16 protein-coding genes are annotated in these 21,820 nt (G+C 70.7%); 13 read left to right on the top strand and 3 right to left on the bottom strand.

Going from position 1 to position 21,820, the window contains the following annotated elements:
* The first annotated feature begins 113 nt into the window (after window positions 1-113).
* Window positions 114-1,334, top strand: a complete 1,221-nt coding sequence (locus FS845_RS02460; protein WP_144630543.1) for a helix-turn-helix domain-containing protein — start codon at window positions 114-116, stop codon at window positions 1,332-1,334.
* Between the two features lie 9 nt (window positions 1,335-1,343).
* Window positions 1,344-1,973, top strand: coding sequence for a DUF6923 family protein (locus tag FS845_RS02455; RefSeq protein ID WP_144630542.1), 630 nt, complete (start codon window positions 1,344-1,346; stop codon window positions 1,971-1,973).
* A 31-nt stretch (window positions 1,974-2,004) separates the two neighbouring features.
* Here the strand turns inward: FS845_RS02455 and FS845_RS02450 are convergent, their stop codons facing one another.
* Window positions 2,005-2,901, bottom strand: coding sequence for an AraC family transcriptional regulator (locus FS845_RS02450; RefSeq protein WP_144630541.1), 897 nt, complete (start codon window positions 2,899-2,901; stop codon window positions 2,005-2,007).
* Window positions 2,902-3,053: 152 nt separating this feature from the next.
* On the opposite strand from FS845_RS02450, the gene FS845_RS02445 reads away from it, so the two are divergent.
* From FS845_RS02445 to FS845_RS02415, 7 genes are all read left to right on the top strand, one after another.
* Entirely contained in the window at window positions 3,054-3,809 is a 756-nt protein-coding gene (locus FS845_RS02445) for an SDR family oxidoreductase (protein ID WP_144630540.1), read from the top strand.
* A gap of 226 nt (window positions 3,810-4,035) precedes the next feature.
* Window positions 4,036-5,373: an NtaA/DmoA family FMN-dependent monooxygenase gene (locus tag FS845_RS02440; protein ID WP_144630539.1), complete on the top strand. Its 1,338-nt coding sequence runs from the start codon at window positions 4,036-4,038 to the stop codon at window positions 5,371-5,373.
* 35 nt (window positions 5,374-5,408) lie between these two features.
* Window positions 5,409-7,052 carry an ABC transporter substrate-binding protein gene (locus FS845_RS02435; protein WP_144630538.1) on the top strand — a complete coding sequence of 548 codons (1,644 nt, stop codon included), beginning with the start codon at window positions 5,409-5,411 and terminating at the stop codon, window positions 7,050-7,052.
* Window positions 7,049-8,038: an ABC transporter permease gene (locus tag FS845_RS02430; RefSeq protein WP_144630537.1), complete on the top strand. Its 990-nt coding sequence runs from the start codon at window positions 7,049-7,051 to the stop codon at window positions 8,036-8,038. The genes FS845_RS02435 and FS845_RS02430 overlap by 4 nt, the downstream gene beginning before the upstream one ends.
* A 49-nt stretch (window positions 8,039-8,087) precedes the next feature.
* The gene (locus FS845_RS02425) at window positions 8,088-8,969 is read left to right on the top strand and encodes an ABC transporter permease (protein ID WP_144630536.1); all 882 of its coding nucleotides are present in this window, start codon (window positions 8,088-8,090) and stop codon (window positions 8,967-8,969) included.
* Entirely contained in the window at window positions 8,966-10,786 is a 1,821-nt protein-coding gene (locus FS845_RS02420; RefSeq protein ID WP_144630535.1) for a dipeptide ABC transporter ATP-binding protein, read from the top strand. The genes FS845_RS02425 and FS845_RS02420 overlap by 4 nt, the downstream gene beginning before the upstream one ends.
* Window positions 10,787-10,801: 15 nt before the next feature.
* A complete protein-coding gene (locus tag FS845_RS02415; protein WP_186332127.1) occupies window positions 10,802-12,181 on the top strand; it encodes an LLM class flavin-dependent oxidoreductase in 1,380 nt (459 codons plus the stop codon).
* A 16-nt stretch (window positions 12,182-12,197) separates the two neighbouring features.
* Here the strand turns inward: FS845_RS02415 and FS845_RS02410 are convergent, their stop codons facing one another.
* On the bottom strand, window positions 12,198-13,139 hold the full coding sequence (locus FS845_RS02410; RefSeq protein WP_144630533.1) for a LysR substrate-binding domain-containing protein: 942 nt from the start codon (window positions 13,137-13,139) through the stop codon (window positions 12,198-12,200).
* 101 nt (window positions 13,140-13,240) lie between these two features.
* Between FS845_RS02410 and FS845_RS02405 the strand changes: the two genes are divergently transcribed.
* On the top strand, window positions 13,241-16,807 hold the full coding sequence (locus FS845_RS02405; RefSeq protein ID WP_144630532.1) for an ATP-binding cassette domain-containing protein: 3,567 nt from the start codon (window positions 13,241-13,243) through the stop codon (window positions 16,805-16,807).
* A gap of 196 nt (window positions 16,808-17,003) precedes the next feature.
* Complete coding sequence (locus FS845_RS02400; RefSeq protein ID WP_186332126.1) at window positions 17,004-18,080, top strand: WG repeat-containing protein; 1,077 nt, start codon at window positions 17,004-17,006, stop codon at window positions 18,078-18,080.
* Window positions 18,081-18,150: 70 nt separating this feature from the next.
* Here the strand turns inward: FS845_RS02400 and FS845_RS02395 are convergent, their stop codons facing one another.
* Window positions 18,151-19,170 (bottom strand): LacI family DNA-binding transcriptional regulator, encoded by a 1,020-nt coding sequence (locus FS845_RS02395; RefSeq protein WP_144630530.1) that lies wholly within the window; start codon window positions 19,168-19,170, stop codon window positions 18,151-18,153.
* A gap of 216 nt (window positions 19,171-19,386) precedes the next feature.
* On the opposite strand from FS845_RS02395, the gene FS845_RS02390 reads away from it, so the two are divergent.
* Both FS845_RS02390 and gudD read left to right on the top strand, forming a co-directional pair.
* The gene (locus tag FS845_RS02390; protein ID WP_144630529.1) at window positions 19,387-20,355 is read left to right on the top strand and encodes a Bug family tripartite tricarboxylate transporter substrate binding protein; all 969 of its coding nucleotides are present in this window, start codon (window positions 19,387-19,389) and stop codon (window positions 20,353-20,355) included.
* 60 nt (window positions 20,356-20,415) lie between these two features.
* On the top strand, window positions 20,416-21,759 hold the full coding sequence (gene gudD, locus FS845_RS02385) for a glucarate dehydratase (protein WP_144630528.1): 1,344 nt from the start codon (window positions 20,416-20,418) through the stop codon (window positions 21,757-21,759).
* The last annotated feature ends 61 nt before the right edge of the window (window positions 21,760-21,820 follow it).

Raw genomic sequence — 21,820 nt, 5'->3', positions numbered from 1 at the left:
TCCTCCGTTGAATGCCCTCGGGCGTGTGGACGGCCCGCGTGCCGCGGCTGCCTGCGTGCTAGATTAGGCCGGGTCGCCAGACGGCGGGGAGTGACAAATGTGGCGGGATTCCGATGGACCACGACATCTCGGCCGCGGCGCGCGCGCTGTCGGCGGCTGATCCGCTCGCCGCGCTGAACCGCGTCGCCCTGCGCGACGACGCGCCGGCGCTGGCGTTGCGCGGCATCGCGATGGCGCAGCTGGGCGACCTGGAGCGCGCACGCACATTGGTCCGCGCGGCCGCGCGCGCCTTCGGATCGGCGCAGCCCGTGGCGCGCGCCCGCTGCGCCGTGGCCGAGGCCGAGATCGCCCTGGCCTCGCGCGACCTGGGGTGGCCGGCGCAGGCCTTGAAGGCGGCCCGCGCCACGCTGGCCGCACACGGAGACCGCCTGAACGCCGCTTACGCGCGCCACCTCGAGATCCGCCACCTGCTGCTGACGGGCGACCTGCAGACGGCGCAGGACGCCCTGGCCGGCTTCGATCCTTTGCCCCTGCCGCCCGCCATCCAGGCCGCGCATCACCTGGCCTCGGCGGGGCTGGCGCTGCGGCAACTGCGCGCACGCGATGCCCGCGCGGCCCTGGACCGCGCCGCCGACGCCGCGCGTGACAGCGGCATCGCCGCCCTGCAGGCCGAGGTCGACCACGCGCGCGCCCTGCTGGCCGCGCCCGCGGCCACCCTGCTGTCGCGCGGCGACGCGCGGCCCCTGCCGCTGGACGAGGTGGAAACGCTGCTGCAATCGCCGGCCTTGGTGGTGGACGCGTGCCGCCACCTCGTCTGCGCCCCGGGCCAGGCCGTCTCGCTGGCGCGGCGTCCGGTGCTGTTCGCCCTGGCGCGCACACTGGCCGAGGCCTGGCCGCGTCCCGCGCCGCGACAGGCGCTGATCGCGCAGGCCTTCCGCACTCGCTACGCCGATGACACGCATCGCGCCCGCCTGCGAGTGGAGATCGGCCGGCTGCGCACCGCGATGCATGACCTGGCCGGCATACAGGCGGTGCCAGGCGGGTTCACCCTGGTGCCGCGCGCGGCATGCGACGTCGCCGTGCTGGCGCGTCCGACGGACCAGCCGCATGCCGCCGTGCTGGCCTGCCTGGCCGACGGGCTGCCCTGGTCCAGTTCCGCCCTGGCGCTGGCGCTGGGCGCCAGCCAGCGCACCGTGCAGCGCACGCTGGAAGCGCTGGCGGCACAAGGCCGGGCGCAGGCATTCGGACGTGGCCGCGCGCGCCGCTGGAGCCTGCCCGCGGCGATGGAAATCGCGACGCCGTTGTTACTCCCGCTACCGTTGTCCGCGCACTAGCATGGCCCCATGGACACGACCAAAGCCGAAATCATCCGCGAGTACGGCCCCTTCCCGGATGTGGCAGACATACATGGGGTCTCCTATGACGGCAGCCGGGTGTGGTTCGCCACCGGCCATAGTCTGTGCGCGCTGGACCCGCAGAGCGGGCAGGTGGTGCGCACGCTGGACGTCGCCGCGCAGGCGGGCACGGCGTTCGACGGCAAGCACCTGTTCCAGTTCGTCGGCGACCGCATCAAGAAGCTCGATCCGCGGACCGGCGAGGTGCTGGACGACCTGCCCGCGCCGGAAGGCGGCAACTCGGGCATGGCCTGGGCCGAGGGCTCGCTGTGGGTGGGGCAGTACGCCGCACGCCGCATCCATCAAGTCGATCCCGACACGGGCAGGATCCTGCGCACGCTGAATTCGGACCGCCACGTCACTGGCATCACCTGGGCCGACGGCGACCTGTGGCACGGCACCTGGGAAGACGACGCCAGCGAATTGCGCCGCATCGATCCCCGCAGCGGCGAGGTGCTGCAGGTGCTGCAGATGCCGGCCGGCACCGAGGTGTCTGGGCTGGAGGCGGGCGGCGACTGCTTCTATTGCGGCGGAAGCACCAGCGGCAAGCTGCGCGCCGTACGGCGGCCGGCGCGCTAGGCCGCCGCGCACGCCGACGAACGAGGCCGTTTCACGCCGCCATCGCGCGCGTCCTGCCGCGCGTGGCGCGGGTGTCGCGCACCGGCGGCTGGCCGAACAGGCGGCCGTATTCGCGGGTGAACTGCTGCACGCTTTCATAGCCCACCGCGAACGCGGCGCTGCTGGCCGTCACGCCCTCGGCCAGCATCAGCCGGCGCGCCTCGATCAGGCGCAGCTGCTTCTGGAACTGCAGCGGCGACAGCGAGGTCGTTGCGCGGAAATGCTGGTGGAACGACGAGGCGCTCATGCCGGCCACGGCGGCCAGCCGCTGCACCGGCAGCGGCTGCGCATACTGCTCGCGCAGCAAGGCCACCGCACGGCCCACCCGTTGCGCATGGCTGCCCGGCCAACCCAGGCGGCGGATGGCAGGGCCATGCCGCCCCATCAGCAGCCAGTAATGAAGTTCGCGCACCAGTTGCGCGTGCAGCATCGGCACCGACGCCGGCCGGTCGATCAGGCGCATCAGCCGCAGCGCGGCGTCGGCCACCTCGGCATCGGTGGGCTCCACGCCCACGGGCACGTGCCCGGCGCCACGGCTGGCCTGCATCTGCGCGGCAAGTTCCGCGATCAAGGCCAGGTCCAGCTCCAGCACGAGCGAGAAATACGGCGCCGCCGCGCTGGCCCGGGTGATCTGGCTGACAGTGGGCACGTCGGCCGTGATCAGCAGCGAATCCCCCGCCGAGAACGCATAGCCCTGCGTGCCCATGGTGACGTGCTTGCTGCCCTGCAGGACCAGGCACACCATGGGACGCGAGATCGCGTACACCAGGCCGCTGCGCGCGGTGGCGCGCACGGTCGTCAGCCCGGGGATCGGGGTCTGCGACACGCCGTCGGCATTGGCGTGGAATTGGGAATGGACGCGGACGGCGTCGAGCAGGGCGGCGGTCATGGCGGCTAGCCTACCGCGTTGCCGCGGGCCGTGCACCTGTCGGAAACCGCCATCCGCGCGCCTTGGAGGTTTAGGCAAAGAACGCCGATTTTCCGGCAACGCCGACCCGTCCCGCCGCCGCACACTGGAGTCCTTTTCAACAGGAGCCTCCCATGACCAAGATCACCCTCATCACCGGCGCCAGCCGCGGCCTGGGCCGCAACACCGCACTGAACGTCGCCCGCCGCGGCGGCGACGTCGTCATCACGTATCACAGCCGCGCCGACCAGGCGCAGGCCGTCGTGGACGAGATCCAGGCCATGGGCCGCCGGGCGATCGCCCTGCAGCTGGACGTGGGCGACGCGGCCGCCTTCGCATCGTTTGCCGCTCAGCTGCGCGATGCATTGCGCGCCACCTGGTCGCGCGACACCTTCGACCATCTGGTCAACAACGCCGGCCATGGCGACCACGCCGCCCTCGCCGACACCACGGTCGCGCAGTTCGACAGGCTGGTCGACGTGCACTTCAAGGGCGTGTTCTTCCTGACGCAGGCACTGCTGCCGCTGCTGGCCGACGGCGGCCGCATCGTCAACCTGTCCACCGGCCTGACCCGCGTGTCCGCGCCGGGCTGGTCCGCCTACGCCGCGGTCAAGGGCGCGGTGGAGGTGCTGTCCGTCTACATGGCCAAGGAGCTGGGCAGCCGCGGCATCGCCGTCAACACCGTCGCGCCGGGCGCCATCGAGACCGACTTCTTCGGCGGCGCGGTGCGCGACACGCCGGACTTCAACCAGTTCTTCGCCGGCATCACCGCGCTGGGCCGCGTGGGCGTGCCCGACGACATCGGCCCCATGATCGCCAGCCTGCTGGCCGAGGACAACCGCTGGATCAACGCGCAGCGCATCGAGGTGTCCGGCGGACAGGGCATCTGATCGCATCGATGCCATGCCTGCGCGCATGAGCAAAGACGCATAAACAAACGCGCATAAACATAGGCGTGATCCGTGGGGAATTTTTCGCGTTTCACGCCTTTTTTCAGGGGCATTGCGCGGTTCCGGCATACCGATAGAAGAGATCGGTCTGATCCGGCTATTGAGCTATCCCGACGCCGCATTCACCATTCGAGGACATCTGAACAGCCTCGAACGGAACACACGAATGCCGGCGAAGAAGCGAGAACTGCACCTTGGTGTGAACCTGCACGGCGCGGGCGGACATGCCGCCGCCTGGCGTTGGCCCGGCACCAATCCGAATGCGTTCTACGACATCGAACATTACGTGCGCGCCGCGAAGGTCGCCGAGCGCGGACTGCTCGATGCCGTGTTCCTGGCCGATCGTCCGGCCATCCCGTGGGACCTGACGCGCCAGCCGCCCACCAACGGCCTGGAGCCCACGCTGGTGCTGGCCACCATCGCCCGCGAGACCTCGCGCATCGGGCTGATCGGCACCGCATCGACCACCTACAACGAGCCCTACAACCTGGCGCGCCGCTTCCAGTCGCTGGACGTGATCAGCCAGGGCCGCGCGGCCTGGAACGCGGTGACGACGTCCGACTCGGCCACGGTGGCCAGCTTCGGCGGCGCCGAGCAGGGCCGCGCGCAGCGCTATGACCGCGCCGAGGCGTTCGTGGAGGTCGTGCTGGCCCTGTGGGACAGCTGGGACGCGGATTCCGTGATCGCAGACCAGGCCTCGGGCATCTTCTGCGACACCGGCCGCTTGCGGCCCGTGCGCGCCGCCAACCGGCATTTCGACGTGACCGGCGTGCTGACGCATCCCGGCTCGCGGCAGGGCCGTCCCGTGCTGGTGCAGGCCGGCGGCTCGGCCGAAGGACTGGACCTGGCCGCGCGCAACGCGGACGCCGTGTTCTCGGCGGCGGGCGACCTGGACACGGCGCTGCACGAAGGCCGCCGGCTGCGCGCGCTGGCCGCGCAGCGGGGCCGCGCGCAGGCGCCGTTGATCCTGCCCGGCCTGGTGACCTTCATCGGCGGCACCGAAGTCGACGCCTTGCAGCGCAAGGCCCGCATCGACGCCCTGCTCGATCCCGAGAACGCGCTGCGCGCGCTGGCCGGCCGCATCCAGGTGCCGGAGTCGAAGCTGAAGCTGGACGAACCCATCGCCGCCGAACTGCTGCCGCCCTTCGAATCCCTGACCGCCTCCATCGGCCATCACCGCACGATCGACCGCCTGGCGCGCGCCGGCCTGACCGTGCGCCAGATACTGGCCAGCGTCCAGGGCGGCGGCCATCGCGTGCTGGCGGGCTCGCCGGAACAGATCGCGGACGACATCGCTGCATGGTTCGACAGCGGCGCCGTCGACGGCTTCAACATCATGCCGGACGCGCTGGAGGACGGCCTGCCCGCCTTCGTCGAACACGTCGTGCCGCTGCTGCAGCGCAAGGGCCTGTTCCGCACCGAATACCGCGCCGACACGCTGCGCGGCCACCTGGGACTGCCGCTGCCGCAGCCCGCGCCCGAACTTGCCGACACGCTCGGCTGATTCCCCTACGCCCCTTCCGCTGGAGACCGTTATCCATGTCGCGCCCCGCCGACTCGACCGCATCGTTGGCCTTTCCCCTGCGCACCGCCGCCGTCATCCTCTCGCTGCTGGGCGGCGTCCCGGCCGCGCACGCCGCCGGCGAGCCCACGCGAGGCGGCATCATCCAGTACGGCCATCTGCAGGAGCCGCCATGCCTGTTCGGCGGCTGGGTGCAGCAGTGGTATCTGCAGCGCCAGTTCAGCGACAACCTGGTGTCGCGCACGGCGGACGGCAGGATCGTGCCGTGGCTGGCCACGTCATGGACGATCTCCGACGACCACAAGGTCTACACCTTCGAGATCAAGCCCGGCGTGAAGTTCACAGACGGCACGCCGCTGGATGCGCAGGCCGTCGTGGACAACTTCACCGGCTGGCTGAGCAAGGACCCGGATCGCCGCAACAACGCCTCGAACCTGTACTTCGGCGAACAGTTCAAGACCGCCACCGCGGCCGGTCCGCTGACCGTGCGCATCGAGTTCAACCAGCCCTACTACCCCTTCCTCAACGTGCTGTCGCATTCGGTGCACGGCATCCTGTCGCCCACCGCCCTGAAGCAGGGCCTGAAGGTGAACTGCGAGAAGCCGGTCGGCTCGGGTCCCTTCATCGTCGAGAAGTGGAACCACGGCCAGGACGTGGTGTTCCGCCGCAACCCCGACTACAACTCGGCCCCCGCCGACGCGAAGCACCAGGGCCCCGCTTACGTCGACGGCCTGGTGTGGAAGTTCCTGAAAGAGCCGACGGTGCGCTATGGCTCGCTGCTGTCCGGCGAGTCCGACGTCATCTACGACGTGCCCGCCGTGAACTGGCAGGAGGCCAACAAGCGCTACACCGTGCAGCAGCACATCACGGGCGGGTCACCGCTGCGCTTCCAGCTGAACACCGCGCGCGCGCCGTTCGACGACGTGCGGGTGCGGCGCGCCTTCGCGCAGGCCTCCGACCGCAAGGGCGCGGTGCAGGCCGCGTTCCTGGGTTCGGTGCCCTTCGAGGGCAACGGCGCCCTGGCGCAGAGTTCGCCCGAGTACACCAGGGAGCTTGCCGACGCCTATCCGTACGACAGTGTCCGGGCCGGCAAGCTGCTGGACGAAGCCGGCTGGACCGCACGCGACGCGCAGGGCATCCGCACCAAGGACGGGCAGCCGCTGGTGGTGCGCATCGCCTATTCGGTCTCGCACGTCACGCCCGACGGCGTGCAGGCCTTGCAGATCATCCAGCAGCAGGCGCGCGAGACCGGCTTCGACGTGCGGCTGCTGCCCACCACGCAGGCCGAGTGGTATGCGGGCAAGAACCGCGGCCCGAACGACTACGAGATCCAGCCGGCCTACTGGGTGGCCTCGACCGCCGAGATCTTCCGCGTGTCCTGGCGTTCCGACGAGCCCGGCCGCGTGAACGCCAACAATGCCTCGCGCTTCCAGGACCCCGCGCTGTGGAAGCTGATCGACGAGGCCGACCAGACCTTCGACGACGCCCGGCGCACGCAGCTGTACAGGCAGGCCGAGCGACTGATCGTGGACAACGCGGCCGTGGTCGGATTCACCGTGCTGCCCGTCACCATCGCCTCCGACCCGAAACTGAAAGACGTCTGGCTGGCCCGCGGCGCCGTGGGCGAGCCCGTCTTCTCCGACGCGTACTTCGAAAAATGAACACCGCCATCACTGACGCACCGACGCCCGACACCCGCGGGCCCGCCTGGCCGACGCTGCGCTGGCTGGCGCGCCGGCTACTGACCGTCGTGGCCGTGCTATGGGCGGCCGCGACCTTCACCTTCCTCATCCAGAGCCTGCTGCCGGGCGACAAGGCCAGGCTGATCATCAACCTGGCCGCGGGCAACCTGACCAATCCGACGCAGGCCGAGGTCGACGCGGTCAACGCCCGCTACGGCTTCGACCAGCCACTCGTGGTGCAGTACCTGCGCTACCTGGGCGGCCTGGTGCGCGGCGACCTGGGCGCCTCTTACCAGCAGCACACGCAGGTCGCGGACATCATCGCCGCCCAGATCGTGCCCACGCTGGTGCTGACTGCCAGCGCGCTGGCCACCGCCTGGCTGATCGCGGTGGTGCTGACGGTATCCGCGGCGGGCCGGCGCAACGCCTGGGCGCGGCTGTCCGGCAACCTGCAGGTGGTGCTGGCCACGCTGCCGCCCTACTGGATCGGCACGATCCTGCTGGTCGTGTTCGCCATCCAGCTGCAGGTCTTTCCGGTCGAGGGCCGCAACACGCTGGCGGGACTCGTGCTGCCCACGCTGTCGCTGGCCTTGCCGCTGGCCGGCTTCCTTGGGCAGGTGATCCAGGACGAGTACACCCGCGTGCTGGAGCAGCCCTTCGTCACGTCCGCGCGCATGCGCGGCATGAGCGACCTGGGCGTGCGCCTCAGGCACGTGCTGCGCCATGCCGTGCTGCCCGGCGTGACGCTGTCGGGATGGGCCATCGGCAAGCTGTTCTCGGGCGCGGTGCTGATCGAGGCCGTCTTCGCACGGCAGGGCATCGGCGGCGTGCTGGTCACGGCCACGGCCGCGCGCGACATCCCGCTGGTGTCCGGAATCATCCTCGTCTGCGCCGGCATCTACCTGTTGGCCAACCTGCTGGTGGATCGCCTCTACCGGGTCGTCGATCCCAGGATAAAGCTATGACATCCCCACTGCACTCGCCGCCCCGCCACGTCCTTGCCAAGGATCCGACATGACCGACTCCACACTTGCCGCGAGACCCCTGCCCGCCTGGACGCGCCTGCGGCTGCGCGGCATCGTTCCGGCCGGCATTCCGCCGGGAGTGTGGCTGGCGCTGGGCGTCATCGCCTTCTTCCTGGTGGCCGCCATCTCGCCGACCGTGCTGCAGACCCACGGGCCCTACAAGCTCGACCTGACGGCGACGCTGCAGCCGCCGTCGTGGAACCACCTGCTGGGCACGGACCAGGCGGGACGGGACCTGTATTCGCGCGTGGTCGAGGGTGCGCGGCAGTCCCTGTCCATCGGCCTGGGCGCCACCGCGTTGAGCATGGCGATCGCGCTGGCGCTCGGCGTGACGGCCGGGCTGTCCAACCGCGTCGTCGACACCGCCATCAGCCGTTTCCTGGACGTGCTGTTCGCGTTTCCCACGCTGTTCCTGGCGCTGCTGTTCGTCTCGGTGTTCGGCACCACGGTGGGCACGCAGATCGTGGCCGTGGGCATCGGCACCGCGCCGGGCTATGCGCGCATGATCCGCGGCCAGGTGCTGGCCGTGCGCGGATCGGGCTACGTCGAAGCGGCCCGCGCGCTGGGCCATCCGTACTCCCGCGTGATCCGCCGCCACATCCTGCCCAATGCGCTCAGCCCGCTGGTCGCCATGCTGACGCTGGGCGTGGGACAGGCCATCGTGTGGGCATCCGGCCTGGCCTTCCTGGGCCTGGGCGTGGCGCCGCCCGCGCCGGAATGGGGCGCACTGCTGGACGCGGGGCGCAACTACATCACCCGCGCGTGGTGGCTGGAAGTCATGCCCGGCCTGGCCATCGTGCTGTTCGCGCTGTCGATGACCGTGGTGGGCAGGCACCTGCAGCAGCGCCTGGAAGGCAAGGTGGAATCATGAGCGCGCCGGGCCGCCCCAAGGGCGAATACCGGAGTGCGCAGCACGACGGTACCCCAGTGAACCCGCCGGGCCGCCCCAAGCGCGAATACCGGAGTGCGCAGCACGACGGTACACCCGCCGTGGACACGGCGCACGAGCACCCGGCCGCGCCGTTGCTGGAAGTGTCCAGACTGCGTGTGGCCTTCGGCCAGGGCGCGTCGGAGCGACCCGTCGTCAAGGGCGTGTCCTTCACCGTCGCCCCCGGCAGGTGCCTGGCCATCGTGGGCGAATCCGGCTCGGGCAAGAGCGTGACCGCGCGCTCGCTGGTCGGCCTGGCCGGCCACGGCGCGCGCGTGCAGGCCGACGCCCTCGCCTTGCATGGCGAAGACCTGCGCGGGCACGACGACGCGCGATGGCGCCGCCTGCGCGGCGCGCGCATCGGCTTCGTGCTGCAGGATGCGCTGGTGTCGCTGGATCCCCTGCGCAGAGTCGGCCAGGAAATCGGCGAGGGCCCGCGGCTGCACGGCCTGGCGCGCACCCGCGCGGAGCGCGACGCCAAGGCCATCGAGCTGCTGCGGCAGGTCGGCGTTCCCGAGCCCGAGCTGAAGATACGGCAGTTGCCGCACGAGCTGTCGGGCGGCCAGCGCCAGCGCGCGCTGATCGCGTCGGCGCTCGCGCTGGACCCGGCCCTGCTGGTGGCCGACGAGCCCACCACCGCGCTGGACGTCACCATCCAGGCGCAGATCCTGGACCTGCTGAACGAGACCCGCGCACGCGGCAAGGGGCTCATCCTCATCAGCCACGATCTGGCGGTGGTGTCGCGCATGGCCGACGAAGTGCTGGTGATGCGGCACGGCGAAGTGGTCGAGCGCGGCCCCGCCGGCCAGATCTTCCGCGATCCGCGCCACGACTACACGCGCAGGCTGCTGGCCGCCGTCCCGTCGGCGCACTCGCGCGGCGCGCGGCTGGCCGAGGCCGGCGCGCCGCGGCTGGCGCGCACCGAGCCCCTGCTGGCACGCGATGCCGCCGTGCCCGCGCAGGAGGCAGCCACGCCCCTGCTGCATGCGCAGGGCCTGGTCAAGCGCTTCACCGGGCCCGACAAGGTGACGCGCACGGTGGTGCGCGACGTGTCCTTCACCCTGCATGCCGGCCAGACCCTCGGCGTGGTCGGAGAATCCGGCTCCGGCAAGTCCACGCTGGCGCGCATGGTGCTGGCGCTGGAAACGCCCAGCGAGGGCCACGTGCTGATGAACGGCCTGCCCTGGACCGCGCTGTCCGAGAACCAGCGGCGGCCGACCCGGCGCGACATCTCGGTCATCTACCAGGACCCACTGAGCTCCTTCGATCCACGCTGGACCGTGGAACGCATCATCGAGGACAGCCTGCCGCACGAAGAAGGCGGCACGGGGTCCTACCGGACCGCGCGGCGGCGCGCGCGCGTGGGCGAGCTGCTCGACCTGGCCGGCCTGCCGGCCTCGTACCGCGCGCGCCGGCCGCTGGAACTGTCCGGCGGACAGCGCCAGCGCGTGGCCATCGCGCGCGCCATCGCGCCGCGCCCCCGCATCATCGTCTGCGACGAGCCGGTCTCGGCACTGGACGTGTCCATCCAGGCCCAGGTGCTGGACCTGCTGCTGGACCTGAAGACACAGCTGGGCGTGAGTTACCTGTTCATCTCGCACGACCTGGGCGTGGTGCACCACGTCAGCGACCGCGTGCTGGTGATGAGCAACGGCCGCGTCGTGGAACAGGGCGACGTCGACGACGTCTTCCTGCGCCCCAGCGATCCCTACACGCGCCGCCTGGTGGCGGCCATCCCGCGCCTGCGGCGCGCGGCCTGAACGGAGATTCCCGACATGAAAGAACTGATCTTCAACGCCTTCGTGATGAACACGGCATCGCACATCCAGCACGGCCTGTGGCGCCATCCCGAGGCGCGCCAGGCCGAGTTCGACGACGTGCGGCTGTGGATCGACCTGGCCAGGACGCTGGAAGCCGGCCTGTTCGACGCCATGTTCTTCGCCGACGTGGTGGGCCTGTACGGCCCCGTCAACGGCGACTACACGGTGAACGTGCAGGAAGGCCTGCAGATTCCCAGCAACGACCCGTCGGTGCTGCTGTCCGCGCTGGCGGTGAACACCGAGCACCTGGGCTTCGCGCTGACCAGTTCCGTGCTGCAGGCCCATCCCTTCGAGTTCGCGCGGCGCGCCTCGACGCTGGACCACATCACGCGCGGCCGGCTGGCCTGGAACATCGTCACCAGCACTCAGGAGAATGCCGCGCGCAACTTCGGCTTCGACCGATTGACCGAGCACGACGAGCGCTACGAATGGGCCAGGGAGTACCTGGAAGTGGTCTACAAGCTGTGGGAAGGCTCGTGGGAAGACGATGCGCTGAAGAAGGACAAGCGCGGCGTCTTCGCCGACCCGGCCAAGATCCACAAGATCCACCACGTGGGCAAGCGTTATCGCGTCGAAGGCCCCCACCTGCCGTCGCCGTCGCCCCAGCGCACGCCCGTTCTGTACCAGGCGGGTTCATCGCCGGCGGGCCGCGCCTTCGCCGCGCAGCACGCCGAAGGGCAGTTCATCGCCGCGCCGAATCCGCAGGCCGCGCGCGACCTGATCACGGAAACCCGCCAGCTGGCCCAGCGCCACGGACGCGACGGCAACGACCTGAAGTTCATCCAGGGCTTTTCCTTCGTGCTGGGCAGCACCGAGGAAGAGGCGCGCCGGCGCGAGGCCGAGCTGGACGCGCACATCAGCATCGACGGTTTCCTGGCGCATTCCAACGTGGGCGTGTCGCAGGACACCGGCAAGCCCTATCCGCCCGACATGCTGCTGGCCGACATCCGCACCAACGGCGGACGCAGCCACATCGAATGGCTGCGCCGCGCCACGCCTGGCCGCGAACCCACGGTGGCCGACCTGGCCCGGCTGGTGTCGCGCCGCCATGCTCGCCTCGTCGGTACGCCCGAACAGATCGCGGGCCAGCTGGAGGTGTGGCAGGCCGCGGGCATAGACGGCGTCAATGTCATCAACTGGATGATCCCGGGCTCGTACGAAGTGTTCAACGCCGAACTGCTGCCCGTGCTGCAGAAGCGCGGCCTGGCCAAGCGCGAGTACCGGCCGGGCACGCTGCGCAACAAGCTGTTCGGACGGGATCGCCTGCGGGACACGCACCCGGGCGCGTCGTACCGGCGTCTGTACTCGTCGGCCGTGGCGGCGGCCGCGGACTAGCCCCGCGCAGGCGCCGCTACCCCCGCGCCTGCGCCTCGCCCAGCAGGAACTCCACCAGCGCCGGCAGCGCGGCATCGTGCGGACGATGCGGCCGCATGCGCATGACGTAGCCCCACGAGCCCGGCAGGCGCAGGCCGCCCATCAGCGGCACCAGCCCGCCGCGCGCGATCTCGTCGTCGATCAGCGGCAGGCGGCCCAGCGCGATGCCCACACCCGCGACCGCGGCGGACACCACCGTGCTCAGGCCACTGAGCACCAGGGGGTCCTGCCAGTCATGCGCGGCCAGCCCCAGGCGCTCGTGCCAGACACGCCAACCCGTCTCGGGACTGGCCACGTGCTTCTCCTCCAGCCAGCGATGGCGGGCGAAAACGGCGGGGTCGGCGCGCTGGCCCTCGGGGATCAGCGCCGGGCTGCACACGGGCACCACGCTTTCCGTCATCAGCGGAATGTCGCCGGGTTCCGCCTGGCGCGGCGGCCCCCCTGCGCGCACGTGCAGGAAGGCCAGGTCGAGATCCTGCTCGATCCAGGCCGGGTCCTGGTTGGCGTGCAGGTAGACCTGGACGTCGATGCCGGGATGCGCCTCGATGAAACGGCCGATGCGCGGCGCCAGCCACAGGGCCGCCAACGACGGATTGGCCGAGATGTTCAGGCGGCTGGGCCGGCGCCCCCGAGCGGCGGCGCGCACGTTGCCGCAGGCGGTGGCCAGCAGGGTCAAGGCCTGTTGCACGGAAGCGAGCAGGTCGGCGCCGGCCTCGGTGGGCTCCGCGCGCCGCGTGGTGCCGCCGCGCCGCAGCAGCGCCACGCCCAGGTCGGTCTCGAGCGCGCGCAGCTGGTGGCTGACCGCGCTCTTGGTCACGTTCAGTTCCGCGGCGGCGCGACTCAGGCTGCCCAGGCGGGCGACGGCTTCGAAGGCGCGCAGCGCGGCCAGGGGCGGCATTCTGTCGAGCGGCGGAGACATGGGTGCAATTTAACTCAACCCTGCATCGAAAAACCATCGATCCCCGCGCCCGCGCGAGGGCGGCCACAATGGCGGCATACGGAATCATCGAAGGACAGGACATGTATTTCGACTATCGGCTCTGGCAGTTCACCGCGGGCATGCGCGGCCGCATGGCGGGCGGCGTGCTGCTGGGCCTGCTGGCCCTGGGCGCGGGCATCGCGCGCTACGTATTCCTGGGGCAGATGCTGGCCGCCGTGTTCGCCGGCCAGCCCTGGCCGGCCTGGGCGGTGCCGGCCGCCTGGGCCGCGGCCATGGTGGTGCTGCGCGCGGGCCTGGATCATTGGCGCGGCGTGCAGGCCAACCGCTGCGCGGCCGCCGTGCAGCAAGTGCTGCGCAGCCGGCTGTACGACCGCATCGTGGCGCTGGGCCCCGCGTGGTTCGCCAACCAGCGCACCGGCGGCGTCATGCTCACCGTGGTCGACGGCGTGGAGCAGTTGCAGACATTCTTCGGCCAATACCTGCCGCAGGTGGCCATCGCGGCCGCCGCCCCTTTCGCCATCTTCGCGGTCATCGCGTTCTGGGACGTGCCCACCGCCCTGGTGCTGCTGGCCGCCGCGCTGTTCGCCCTGTTCGGCCCCATGGCCGTGCACATGCTGGACCGGCGCGCCAGCCTGGCCCGCTCGAAGTCCCTCAAGGACTTCGGCGAGGACTTCCTGGATGCCGTGCAAGGCCTGCCCACGCTGAAGTCCTTCGGCCAGGGCAAGTCGTGGGGCCGCCGATTGGCCGACCGCGCGCGGCGCCTGTCCGAAGGCACGATGTGGGTGCTGTCGGTCAGCCTGTTGACGCGCGGCATCAGCGATCTGGGCGTGGCGTTGGGCGCCGCGCTGGCGCTGACCTTGGGCGCCTGGCGCGTCACCACGGGCGACATGAGCGTGGAAGCCCTGCTGATCGTGCTGATGGCCGGCACCGAGATCTTCCGGCCGCTGCGCGACCTGCGCGCCGTGCTGCACCGGGGCATGCTGGGCCAGTCGGCCGCGGCCAGCATCCACGCGCTGATGGACGCCGAGTCCACCGCCTCGAAGCTGGCCGCGCAGGGCCTGGACACGCCTGCGGCGCAATTGGCCCCCACCATCGAATTCGACGACGTGGCCTTCGCCTACACGCCCGAGCGTCCCGCCCACCAGGGCCTGCGCTTTCGCATCGAGGCGGGCGAACACGTGGGCGTGGTCGGCCCCAGCGGCGCCGGCAAGTCCACCATCGTGCGCCTGCTGCTGAAGGAAGCGCTGGCGCAATCCGGCGCGGTGCGCGTGGGCGGCCGCGACGTGCGCGAACTGGACGCGCAGGCGCTGCTGTCGCGCATCGCCGTGGTCAGCCAGGACATCACCCTGTTCCACGGCACGCTGGACGAGAACCTGCGCCTGGGCCGTCCCGACGCCACGCACGAGCAAGTGCGGGCCGCGGCGCGCGCCGCCAACATCGACGACTTCGTCATGGCGCTGCCCGAAGGCTACGCCACGCGTATCGGCGAGCGCGGCCTGCAGCTGTCGGGCGGCCAACGCCAGCGCGTGGCCATCGCGCGCGCCCTGCTGCGCGACGCGCCCATCCTGGTGCTGGACGAGGCGCTGTCGTCCGTCGACACCGAGAACGAAGCCCTCATCCAGCAGGCGCTGGACCGCCTGATGGCGGGACGCACCACGCTGATCCTGGCGCATCGCCTGGCCAGCGTGGTCGGCGCCGACCGCAGCCTGGTGCTGGACCAGGGCCGCGTGGTCGAGCAAGGCACGCACGCCGAGCTGATGCAGCGCCGCGGCCTGTACTACACGCTGATGCACGAGCAGGACGCGGCCCGCCGACGCGCCGCGGCGCCGTCCGCGCGCGGCGACGAACGGATGGGGAACGTCCCGTCCGCGGGCGCCATCGCGACGCCGCACGCCGGCCCCGCGCAACGCGCGCTGGACGCGGATGCCGAGCAGGTGAACTGGCGGCAGACAGTGGCCACGCTGCTGGCCGTGGTGCGTCCCTGGCGCGGCACGCTGGTCGCCACCATCCTGCTGGGCGTGGCCCGCGTGGCCGCCTACGTCGGCGTGGGCGTGCTGAGCGCGCTGGTGGTGGCCGCGATCCGCGACGGCCGCGACACCGGCTGGCTCGTCGCCGGGCTGCTGGTGGCCGCGCCGCTGGCCGCGCTGTTCCACTGGCTGGAGTCCTGGCTGGCGCATGCCATGGCGTACCAGTTGCTGGGCGACATGCGCGTGAAGCTCTACGACAAGCTGGAACGGCTGGCGCCCGCCTACCTGCTGCAGCGCCGATCCGGCGACCTGGTGTCGCTGGCCACGCAGGACGTGGAGATGATCGAATACTTCTACGCCCATACCATCGGCCCGGCCGTCGTGGCGGTGCTGGTGCCGCTGACCGTGCTGGGCTTCCTGGCAGCCTACAGCTGGCCCGTGGCGCTCGCGCTGCTGCCCTTCCTGGCCTATGCCCTGCTGTCGCCCATCCGCGGCCGCCGCCGCATCGACGCGCTGGGAGACAAGGCGCGCGGCGCACTGGGCGAGATGAGCGCGCACATGACCGACACCATCCAGGGCCTGGCGGAACTGACGGCCTTCCAGGCCACCGGCCACCGCCGCGTGCGCTTCCTGGAAGTGGCCCAGCGCTATGCGCAGCGCCGCCTGGCGCTGCTGCGCGACCTGTCGGCGCAGACCGCCTGGTTCGAGATGGCGATGGGCCTGGGCGGCCTGGCCGTGGCCGTGGTCGGCGCGCTGCAGGTGTCCGCGGGCACGCTGTCGGCAGGCATGCTGCCGCTGCTGATCCTGATTTCGCTGGCCACTTTCCTGCCCGTCTCCGAGATCTCGCAGGTCAGCCGGCAACTGGCCGACACCATCGCCGCCTCGCGCCGGCTGCACGTGGTGTCGCACGAAACCGAGCCCGTGACGGACGGCCCGCTGCCCGCGCCGCACGCGCCGCAGGGCCTGTCCATCGCGTTCGAGGACGTCAGCTTCGCCTATCCCGGCCAGCGCGGCGACGCGCTCAAGCAGCTGGCTTTCACCGTGCCCGCGGGCGCCACGGCCGCGCTGGTGGGCGCGTCCGGCGCGGGCAAGAGCACCGTGGCCAGCCTGCTGCTGCGCTTCTGGGACCCGCGCGCCGGCGCCATCCGCGTGGGCGGCGTGGACGTGCGCGACATGAACCTGGACGCATTGCGCGATTGCGTGGCGCTGGTCACGCAGGACACCTACCTGTTCAACGACACCCTGGAGAACAACATCCGCCTGGCTCGGCCCGACGCCAGCGCGGCCGACCTGCAGGCCGCGCTGGAACAGGCGGCGCTGGCCGACTTCGTGCGCACGCTGCCCGAGGGCCTGGCCACGCGCGTCGGCGAGCGCGGCATGCAGCTGTCGGGCGGGCAGCGCCAGCGCATCTCCATCGCGCGCGCCTTCCTGAAGAACGCGCCGCTGCTCATCCTGGACGAGGCCACCTCGCACCTGGACACGCTGTCCGAGCTGCAGGTGCGCGCCGCGCTGGATGTGCTGATGCAGCACCGCACTACGCTGGTCATCGCGCACCGCCTGTCCACCATCCAGGACGCGGACCTGATCCTGGTGCTGCAGGACGGCCGCCTGGCGCAGGCCGGCACGCACGAGGCGCTGCTGAAGCAGGACGGGTTCTATGCGAGAGCCAGCGCGCACTGAAGGTATGCCGCAGGGCGTGCGCGGCCACCACGGCGTGCCGCATGCTTCGCCTCTGCGGGACCGCTTCGCATGCCTCGACGCGGGCGGCGCCGGGCTTCGACACGTGCCACCGACCGTAACGGCCGATTCCAACTGTTACCCAGGCCGGCGCCACGGCTTGGCAGAATGGCATCCCCTTCCCACGCCGGCCACGTCCATGCCCAAGTTTCCCGCCAGGCCCTCGACCGACTCGATGTTCCGTCGCTGCCTCGCGCCGCACCTGCTGGCCGGGCTGTCGATCGTGGCAGCCGGCATGGCCGCGCAGGCCCAGCCCGCGGAGGGCGCCGATGCCGCCGAACAGACCGTGGAAGACGCGGCAGGCCCGGCGGCCGATGCCGCGGCGGCCGCCGGCGATGCCCCGTATGCGTCCTCGCCGGCAGACGGGCTCCAGGACGCCGTCGGCGTGCCCAATGGCGACGGCACCTACAGCACGTACGCCGATGCCTTCTGCGCGGGCTACGCCACGGCCTTCCGCAAGCACGGCGGCGACAAGGCCATGGAGCCCGCCTGCCCCGAGGAACCAATCGAACCGCTGGAACGCTCGGCATCCGAGAAGGGCGAACGCGCGGGCAAGGCCTCCGCGCAGGCCTACGTGCAGTTCCAGAAGCAGCAGCAGGCCAACAAGGATCGGGCGGCCGGCAAGCCCTTCCTGTCCGGCTTCTACGACAAGTCGCAGGATGGCTGGATCAGCAACGAACCCGGCTATTACCGATACACCTCGTTCGACGGCGCCCCCTATGCCTCGATCTCGAAAGAGGACGGCGGCGGCATGGGCGTGATCGACAGGAGCGGCCGCATCCTGGTGCCCCTGCAGTACGGCGGTGTAGGCTTCGAACGCTCCCGCAGCGTCATCCTCGTGCACTCCGCTTCAGGCAACAAGACAGGCCTGTACGACCTGCAGGGCAACCTGCTGCTGGAGCCCGAGTACGACGCCATCGACGTCATCGACGCCAAGCGCCTGCTGACGCGCCAGGGCGAGCGCTATGACGTGCGCGACCGCCAGGGCAGGCTGATCTTCTCCAGCGACAAGCCCATCATCCCGGCCGGCGAAGACCGCTACTGGTACATGGACCAGCCCCAGCGCTGGGGCATCCTGGACGAGCACGGCAAGCCGCTGGTCAAGCCCGAGTTCACCTATACCTCGTCCTTCAAGAACGGCAAGCTCACCTCGCAGAAGGACGGCGGCGAGAACTACGTCGTCCATCGCGACGGCCGCGTCGTCAAGCTGCCCTGACGCCGCGTCAGGCCGCGCGGCGTCACGCAACGCTCACCGACAGCATCACCGCGCTGCCACACCCGCCAGCTCACGCGCTGTCGCGCCTGACGATCTCGAACCCGATCCGCACCACGGCCTGCGGCGGCGCTTCGCCGTTGACGCGCGCGGCGATCATCTGCGCCGCCTGCGCGCCGATGGCCGCGCCGTCCACGTGCACCGACGTGATCGAGGGCAGCATCGACGCGGCGAACTCCATGTCGCCGAAGCCCACCACCGACAGGTCCTCGGGCACGCGCAGGCCCTGCGCCAGCGCTTCGGTGATGACGCCGCTGGCCATGAGGTCGGACGTGCAGAACACCGAGTCGATGCCCTCGCCCTGCTGCAGGCGCCTCAGGCCTTCGCGGCCCTGCGCGTGCGTCGTCGGCGCGGGCAGGTAATGGATCACGGGCTCGGGCAGGCCCAGTTGCACGGCCGTGCGCGCGAAGCTCTGCGCGCGCCGGTGCGCCCGCTCGTCGTCGCCGCACAGCACCGCCTGCCGCGTCTTGCCCGACTCGTGCAGATAGCGGCTGACGGCAGCGCCGATGTCGTCGTGCGACAGGCTCAGCAGCATGTCGATGGGCGTGTCGGTGGTATCCCAGGTCTCGACGATGGGGATGCCCGAGGCCTTCAGCAGCGCGCGTCCCTGCTCGGAATGCATCACGCCGGTCAGCACGATGCCGTCGGGCCGGCGGCCGATGATGGCGCGCAGCAGCGCATCCTCGCGCGGCGCGTCGTAGCCGCTCTGGCCCACCATCAGCTGGAAGCCCTTGGCCTCGAGCGACCGCGTCAGCGCGGTCAGCATGCCGCCGAACAGCGAACCCGCCACGGTCGGCACCAGCACCATCACCAGGTTGCTGCGCGACAGCCGCAGGCCGCCCGCCATCAGGTTGGGCACGTAGCCCAGCGCGCGGATCGCGGCGTTGACCTTCTCCAGCGTGCTGGGCGAGACGTGCTGGGGCGTGTTGATGACGCGCGAGACCGTGATCATCGACACGCCCGCCGCACGGGCGACGTCGCGCACCGTGACGCTGGCGCGAGGGGAGGATCGGGCGGATTTGTCGGACGGCATGCAGGCGTTTCGTTGGAGAAAGCGAGGCGAAATCCCCGCACCCGCGGGGCCACCAAGACTAACCGGTGACGGCGCCGGGCGCCGCCCCAACCGCCTGGGGTTTCCCCTGATATCGCGTCGTCCTGCTTGTTCTACACTGCCGGATACCTTGGATGGTAACGTTACCAATCCAAATGGTAACGTTACCAAAACATAAATACCTTCGAGGAGACAGCAATGAAACGCAACGCGTTCAAGTGGATTGTGGCCGCCAGCCTGATGGCCGCCGCCGGCCTGGCCCAGGCCTGGCCCGACAAGCCCGTCACGATGATCGTGCCCTTCCCGGCGGGCGGCGCCACGGATTCGGTGGCCCGCGCGCTGGCCAACAAGATGGGCGAGCAGCTGCAACAGTCCTTCGTGGTCGAGAACAAGGCCGGGGCCACCGGCACCATCGGCGCTTCGCAGGTCGCTCGCGCCGCGCCCGATGGCTATACCTTGCTGGTGACCTCGCTGGCCCCGCTGGTCGTGGCGCCCCACCTGATGAAGATTCCGTACGACCCGGCGCAGGACTTCACCTACCTGACCGTTGCCGTCCAGACGCCCAACGTGCTGGTGGTCAGCCCGAAGATCGCACCCACGGTGAACAACGTCGACGACGTGCTGAAGCTGCTGAAATCCAAGCCGGGCGAGCTCAGCTTCGCCAGCTCGGGCGCCGGCTCGTCCGACCACCTGACCGCCGAACTGTTCTGGCAGAAGACCGGCACCAAGGGCCTGCACGTGCCCTACAAGGGCGGTGCGCCGGCCATCCAGGACCTGCTGGGCAGCCAGGTCGACATGTCCTTCCAGAACGTCAACGCGGTGCTGCCGCACATCAAGTCGGGCAAGCTCAAGGCCATCGCAGTCACCGGCGACAAGCGTTCGCCCGTGCTGCCCGACGTGCCGACCTTCGCCGAGGCCAAGGTGGCCGACCTGACCGTCTACGCCTGGCAGGCCGTGGTGGCGCCCAAGGGCCTGCCTGCGGACGTGCGCGGCAAACTGTCCGGCGCGCTGGGCGCCGCCCTGAAGGACCCGGCCGTCAGCAAGCCCTTCATCGACCTGGGCCTGGAAGTCGTCGCCAATTCGCCCGAGGCATTCGCCAAGTTCCAGCAGCAGGAAAGCGCGCGCTGGAAGACGGTGATCCAGACAGGCAACATCACGGTGCAATGATCGCCGCAACGTAGCAACCCGCCCGGCCCTTCGCGGCCGGGCACAACCGGCAAGGCCTATATGTCCCACTCCCAGCAGTCTTCCACGCCCGTCGTCACGCAGATGCGCGTGGTGCCCGTCGCGGGCCACGACTCGATGCTGCTCAACCTGAGCGGCGCGCACGCCCCGTACTTCACGCGCAACCTGATCATCCTTACGGACAGCGCCGGCAACACCGGCGTGGGCGAAGTGCCCGGCGGCGAGAAGATCCGCACCACGCTGGAAGACGCGCGCGACCTCATCGTAGGCAGCTCCATCGGCAACTACAACCACACGCTGAACCGCATGCGGCAGACGTTCGCCGACCGCGACAGCGGCGGCCGCGGCCAGCAGACTTTCGACCTGCGCGTGGCGATCCACGCCGTCACGGCGGCCGAGTCCGCGTTGCTGGACCTGCTGGGCAGGCACCTGGGCGTGCCCGTGGCTGCCCTGCTGGGCGAAGGCGTGCAGCGCACCTCGGTGCAGATGCTGGGCTACCTGTTCTACGTGGGCGACCGCGCCCGGACCGACCTGCCCTACCAGAGCGCGCCCGACGCCGCCGACGACTGGCTGCGCCTGCGCCACGAGAAGGCGCTGACGCCCGAGGCCATCGTCAGGCTGGCCGAAGCCACCTACGAACGCTATGGCTTCGAGGACTTCAAGCTCAAGGGCGGCGCCCTGCGCGGCGAGGAAGAGGTCGAAGCCATCCGCGCGTTGCACGAACGCTTTCCGCAGGCGCGCATCACGCTCGATCCCAACGGCGGCTGGCTGCTTGCGGACGCCGTGCGCCTGTGCCGCGACCTGCACGGCGTGATGGCCTATGCCGAAGACCCGTGCGGCGCGGAAGGCGTGTACTCGGGCCGCGAAGTGATGGCCGAATTCCGGCGCGCCACCGGCCTGCCCACCGCCACCAACATGGTCGCCACCGACTGGCGCGAGATGGCGCATGCCCTGTCGCTGCAATCCGTGGACATTCCGCTGGCCGACCCGCACTTCTGGACCATGCAGGGCTCGGTGCGCGTGGCGCAGACCTGCCAGGCCTTCGGCCTGACCTGGGGTTCGCATTCCAACAACCACTTCGACGTCTCGCTGGCCATGTTCACGCACGTCGGCGCCGCCGCGCCCGGGCGCGTCACCGCCATCGACACGCACTGGATCTGGCAGGACGGCCAGCACCTGACGCGCAATCCGCTGCAGATCCGCAACGGCTGCGTCGAGCTGCCGCAAACGGGCGGCCTGGGCATCGAGCTGGACATGGACGCCGTCGAGCGCGCCCACGCGCTGTACCAGCAGCACGGCCTGGGCGCGCGCGACGATGCCGTCGCCATGCAATACCTCATCCCGGGCTGGAAGTTCGACAACAAGCGGCCCTGCATGGTGCGATGAACGGTACGGCCGGCCAGGACGCGCACCTGCCGGCCGCGCTCGCGCGAATACGGCTGCGCGG

Source organism: Bordetella genomosp. 13 (genome assembly GCF_007679965.1).
GTDB lineage: Bacteria > Pseudomonadota > Gammaproteobacteria > Burkholderiales > Burkholderiaceae_B > Bordetella.
This window is presented reverse-complemented; position numbering and strand designations above follow the sequence as displayed.

Coding starts and splice junctions, on each gene's coding strand:
- FS845_RS02460 (WP_144630543.1), top strand. CDS start 114: ATGGACCACGACATCTCGGCCGCGGCGCGCGCGCTGTCGGCGGCTGAT.
- FS845_RS02455 (WP_144630542.1), top strand. CDS start 1,344: ATGGACACGACCAAAGCCGAAATCATCCGCGAGTACGGCCCCTTCCCG.
- FS845_RS02450 (WP_144630541.1), bottom strand. CDS start 2,901: ATGACCGCCGCCCTGCTCGACGCCGTCCGCGTCCATTCCCAATTCCAC.
- FS845_RS02445 (WP_144630540.1), top strand. CDS start 3,054: ATGACCAAGATCACCCTCATCACCGGCGCCAGCCGCGGCCTGGGCCGC.
- FS845_RS02440 (WP_144630539.1), top strand. CDS start 4,036: ATGCCGGCGAAGAAGCGAGAACTGCACCTTGGTGTGAACCTGCACGGC.
- FS845_RS02435 (WP_144630538.1), top strand. CDS start 5,409: ATGTCGCGCCCCGCCGACTCGACCGCATCGTTGGCCTTTCCCCTGCGC.
- FS845_RS02430 (WP_144630537.1), top strand. CDS start 7,049: ATGAACACCGCCATCACTGACGCACCGACGCCCGACACCCGCGGGCCC.
- FS845_RS02425 (WP_144630536.1), top strand. CDS start 8,088: ATGACCGACTCCACACTTGCCGCGAGACCCCTGCCCGCCTGGACGCGC.
- FS845_RS02420 (WP_144630535.1), top strand. CDS start 8,966: ATGAGCGCGCCGGGCCGCCCCAAGGGCGAATACCGGAGTGCGCAGCAC.
- FS845_RS02415 (WP_186332127.1), top strand. CDS start 10,802: ATGAAAGAACTGATCTTCAACGCCTTCGTGATGAACACGGCATCGCAC.
- FS845_RS02410 (WP_144630533.1), bottom strand. CDS start 13,139: ATGTCTCCGCCGCTCGACAGAATGCCGCCCCTGGCCGCGCTGCGCGCC.
- FS845_RS02405 (WP_144630532.1), top strand. CDS start 13,241: ATGTATTTCGACTATCGGCTCTGGCAGTTCACCGCGGGCATGCGCGGC.
- FS845_RS02400 (WP_186332126.1), top strand. CDS start 17,004: ATGCCCAAGTTTCCCGCCAGGCCCTCGACCGACTCGATGTTCCGTCGC.
- FS845_RS02395 (WP_144630530.1), bottom strand. CDS start 19,170: ATGCCGTCCGACAAATCCGCCCGATCCTCCCCTCGCGCCAGCGTCACG.
- FS845_RS02390 (WP_144630529.1), top strand. CDS start 19,387: ATGAAACGCAACGCGTTCAAGTGGATTGTGGCCGCCAGCCTGATGGCC.
- gudD (WP_144630528.1), top strand. CDS start 20,416: ATGTCCCACTCCCAGCAGTCTTCCACGCCCGTCGTCACGCAGATGCGC.